Origin of the sequence: Pseudomonas sp., assembly GCF_026224925.1 — a bacterium.
Taxonomy (GTDB): domain Bacteria; phylum Pseudomonadota; class Gammaproteobacteria; order Pseudomonadales; family Pseudomonadaceae; genus Aquipseudomonas.
Genome location: NZ_JAMFRV010000795.1, coordinates 1 through 4,460 on the forward strand (window position 1 = coordinate 1; position 4,460 = coordinate 4,460).

The 4,460-nt window shown below is 54.2% G+C and carries 4 protein-coding genes; all 4 read left to right on the top strand.

Translation table 11 applies throughout. The annotated features are described in order from the left end of the window. The coding region (locus M0974_RS33235; RefSeq protein WP_297846570.1) for a hypothetical protein at window positions 1–339 on the top strand (339 nt) is incomplete at its 5' end. A gap of 284 nt (window positions 340–623) precedes the next feature. Further along, window positions 624–2,366 carry a diguanylate cyclase gene (locus M0974_RS33240; RefSeq protein ID WP_297846572.1) on the top strand — a complete coding sequence of 581 codons (1,743 nt, stop codon included), beginning with the start codon at window positions 624–626 and terminating at the stop codon, window positions 2,364–2,366. Next, window positions 2,302–2,883: an EAL domain-containing protein gene (locus M0974_RS33245; protein ID WP_297846576.1), complete on the top strand. Its 582-nt coding sequence runs from the start codon at window positions 2,302–2,304 to the stop codon at window positions 2,881–2,883. Before M0974_RS33240 ends, M0974_RS33245 begins: the two co-directional genes overlap by 65 nt. 128 nt (window positions 2,884–3,011) lie before the next feature. Further along, a partial coding sequence (locus tag M0974_RS33250) for an acyl-CoA dehydrogenase family protein (RefSeq protein WP_297846574.1) occupies window positions 3,012–4,460 on the top strand: 1,449 nt, incomplete at its 3' end.

Consider the following 4,460-nt stretch of genomic DNA (forward strand, 5'->3'; position numbering starts at 1 on the left):
GCCGTTTTGGCAGTCGGTAGCACCGCGATCTGGCCTGATAGCGAGCTGGGCAAAACCCTGCGCGCTCGCTTGCCTAAAGAAGTACAGGCGCGCATTCAACGGGTGGCGGATTGGAGTAAAGACGACGTGGTCATTGATGCCGTTCTGCATCATGGCGACTCGGACCAACTCCAGGCCGTCTGTCAGCAGATCGCCAAACGCGAAGGTGCGATTGTCGGGGTTCACGGGCTCTCGCACGGGGAAACCAACATTGCTCTGGAACGCTTGGTGATTGAACGAGCGTTGAGCGTCAATACGGCGGCGGCTGGAGGGAACGCAAGCTTGATGACGATTGGCTGACCGCTGATGCGAGCAAAAGGGGAGCTTCAGCTCCCCTTTTTCACGCCTGTATTTCGTCACTTTGTGCTCATGTGTCGCTTTATTTACATATATTTGTACCAAAACTCTAATTATGTATAAGTTTTTGCGAAAAACTCGTACAACTTCGTATCACTTCATGCCAAAGTGACATCAGTTATGGTGCTTCTACTGCCGCCGCAGCAGCACTTTTATCTCCAGCGCGACTCGAGTTCGAGGACCGCGGTTCTGAAATCTTGACGTGCGCTCGCACAATGAGGCCCATCGTGATCCACCCTCACCTGGATGATCAAAGCCTTGAATTTCTGGACCGACTGGCACGTAGCGCTGCGCACTCGGCTGGCTTCAGTTCGGCGGTAGTCTATGCGGGCACCGCAAATACGTGGGAGCCAGTCGCGAGTTTTGAAGCTCATAACCCCTCTGTGCTAGAGGTCGCCCATCAGTCATGGCTTGAAAACGCTTTCCAGCTGACTGACTTTCTAGTGCTTGATGATCTCTCGATCGAGGCGCCAGCCGGGCTACATGGTTTTGGGCTGCTCGCTGAAAAAACAATCGAAATGATGATTTGGCTGCCGATCAAGGGACGCGAAGGAAATATCCTGGGCGCCCTACTGCTGGCAAATTACCTGCCGCAGACGAGACTAAGCGCGGCCCAAAACTACGTATTACAGACTCATGCCGCGCAACTGGCTTACAAGTTACACCCCTATAAAAGTGACACCCCACCTGAAGATTCCAATGATCGCATCATGGAGCGTCTGCGGCTGCTGGAGTCCGTCGTGGTCCATGCCAAAGACTCAATTCTGATCACTAAGGCTGAGCCTTTTGGTCTGCCAGGGCCCTGCATTGTCTATTGCAATGCGGCTTTTACAGCAACCACCGGTTACAGCGAAGCGGAAGTATTAGGTAAAACACCTCGCATTCTTCAATGCGACGGTACCAGCCGCGAAACACTGGATCAGATCAGGGTCGCGCTTGGGAAATCGCAACCGATCGAAGTCGAACTGCTGAACAAGCGGCGCGATGGCAGTGAGTTCTGGGTTCAGTTGAGTATCGTCCCCGTCGCCAACGAGCGTGGCTGGTTTACTCATTGGATTTCGGTGCAGCGCGATATCAGCGAACGAAAGGAAGCCGAGGAGCTCGCCTATCAGGCCAGCTTGGTACTGGCCGAAAGAAACGCCCTGAAAATCAGACTGGTCGAGCGACAGCGAATTGAAGAAGAGCTTTCTTACGCTGCGTCACATGATGCCCTGACGCTCTTGCATAACCGCTCGTTCATCATGGAACGGCTAGGCCAAGTATTCGAACAGCGACAGCTCAATGGGCACGCTCAAGCCACCTTGTTGTTCATGGATCTGGACCGTTTCAAACTGGTGAATGACAGCTTGGGCCATCGCACGGGAGACCTTTTGCTCACCGCCGTAGCTCGCCGGCTAGAAAGGTGTTTGAGGTCCTCCGAAATCCTCTCTCGATTTGGCGGTGATGAGTTTGTCCTGCTGATCGAAGGCGAATTAGCTGACACTGACGCTGCAGCCTTGGCCGAACGCATCATTGCGCAATTGGAGGCACCCCTGCATGTCGGCGGGCATGATATCTTTACCGCCTGCAGCATTGGCATCGTCAATATCAATAAAAGCCATGACACACCTGAAGAACTGCTTCGCGATGCTGACGTCGCCATGTACCGAGCGAAGTCTAGCGGCGGCGCCCAATACGCGTTTTTCGATCATTCCATGCGTGAGAAGGCAATAGAAGCCCTGTCGCTACAAAGCGCCCTGAAGCAAGCCATTGCTCGCAATGAATTCGTGCTGCATTACCAACCGATCTATGACTTGCTGACGGGCAATATGAAGGGGGTCGAAGCGCTGGTTCGCTGGAATAGCCCTTCAACACGGCCTGGTCCGACCGGACCTGTTCATTCCCTTTGCGGAAGAAATCGGCGTCATTCAGGAAATTGGCCATTGGGTCATGAACGAAGCGTGCAGGCAGCTTCAGACCTGGAAACATGAATACCCCAAGATTGACTTGCAGCTAAATGTGAATGTCTCCGGACATGAGCTGAAGTATTCCGGTTTCCTCGCGCAGGTAGAGATGGTTTTGAAGTCGACTCACTTTCCAGCCAACCGCCTGCTAATAGAAGTCACCGAGAGTATTTTTCTGCATGAGCCAGAGCCAATCGTTCAGATACTCAAGAGAGTGCGTGAATTAGGTGTTCGTTTAGCGTTGGATGATTTTGGCACTGGGTACAGCTCATTGGCCTATATAGACCGTTACCCTATCGATGCGATAAAGATCGACCGCTCATTTGTCTCACGCATGATGAGCAACAATCAGACACTGACCATCGTGCAGAGCATATTGTGGATGGGGCGAAAGCTCGGTTTTGAGGTCACTGCGGAGGGCATCGAAAACCCGGCGCAGCTAAAGCGTTTGAAGGAGCTGCGCTGCCCCTCGGCCCAAGGCTACCTGCTTGCGTATCCGATGCCGCCGCAAGAGCTGGTTTTGCTGTTGGCTTCACAACCTTGAACGTCGAGGTGCTGATTGCGTTTGCTGCTCACCCCACGTTTTACCCACCCATCACCCACATCAATCTTGCTATTCAGCAGCTCGCCTCGCCACCTAGACTTCGGTCATTCCAAAAAAGGTAGGCCGCCATGTCCGAGATGCTCCTGAGTTCCCGCAATCTGGCCTTCGAATTATATGAAGTGCTGGACGCCGAAGCCCTGACACGGCGCGAGCGTTTCGCTGAGCATAATCGCGAAACCTTCGATGCTGCGATTGGCACCGCTCGGACCATTGCCGAAAAGTTTTTTGCGCCGCACAACCGTAAGGGCGACGAAAACGAGCCGCGCTATGAAAACGGTGAAGCAGTATTGATACCCGAAGTAAAGCCGGCAGTGGACGCGTTTCTGCAAGCTGGCTTTCTGAACGCGGCACGCAGCTTTGAAGCGGGCGGTATGCAGTTGCCAACGCTGCTGTCACAGGCCTGTTTTGCACACTTCCAGTCGGCAAACGCGGCGTCGACGTCGTACCCGTTTCTGACCATGGGTGCGGCCAACCTGATCGAAAGCTTTGGCAACGATGAGCAGAAACAACGCTTCCTGCAGCCTATGATCGATGGACGTTTTTTCGGCACCATGGCCCTGACTGAGCCGCATGCGGGCTCGTCCCTATCAGACATTCGTACACGGGCCGAGCCTGCGGCAGACGGTACTTATCGCCTGCGTGGCAACAAGATTTTTATTTCGGGCGGCGACCATCCGTTGTCTGAAAATATCGTCCACATGGTGTTGGCAAAACTGCCGGACGCGCCTTCCGGGGTGAAGGGTATTTCTCTGTTTATCGTGCCTAAATTTCTGGTCAACGATGACGGCAGTCTGGGCAAGCGCAACGACGTGTTGCTGGCGGGGCTATTTCACAAAATGGGCTGGCGCGGCACTACCTCGACAGCTCTGAACTTCGGCGATAATAACGAATGCATTGGCTATCTGGTGGGCAAGCCGCATCAGGGCCTTAGCTACATGTTCCAGATGATGAATGAAGCACGCATCGGCGTGGGCATGGGCGCGGTCATGCTCGGCTACGCCGGTTACCTGTATTCACTGGAATACGCCCGTGAGCGTCCGCAAGGCCGTTTGCCAGACAGCAAAAATCCGGACACGGCGCCGGTTCCCATCATTCAACACGCCGACGTCAAACGGATGCTATTGACCCAAAAAGCGTACGTAGAGGGCGCGTTCGATCTCGGGTTGTATGCCGCACGACTGTTCGATGACACCACTACTGGCGAAACCGAAGAGGTTCGAAAACAGGCCCATGAATTGCTGGATTTACTGACGCCCATCGTCAAGTCCTGGCCGTCTGAGTTTTGCCTCAAGGCCAACGAACTGGCGATCCAGATTCTCGGTGGCCACGGTTATACCCGGGAATACCCGGTGGAGCAGTACTACCGTGATAACCGTCTGAACCCTATTCATGAAGGCACCCACGGTATTCAATCGCTGGACTTGCTAGGCCGTAAACTCGCGCAGAATGGCGGCGCAGGACTCAAGCAATTGATTCGCCTGATAGCCGACACCGCCGCACGCGCCCAGGCTCATGAC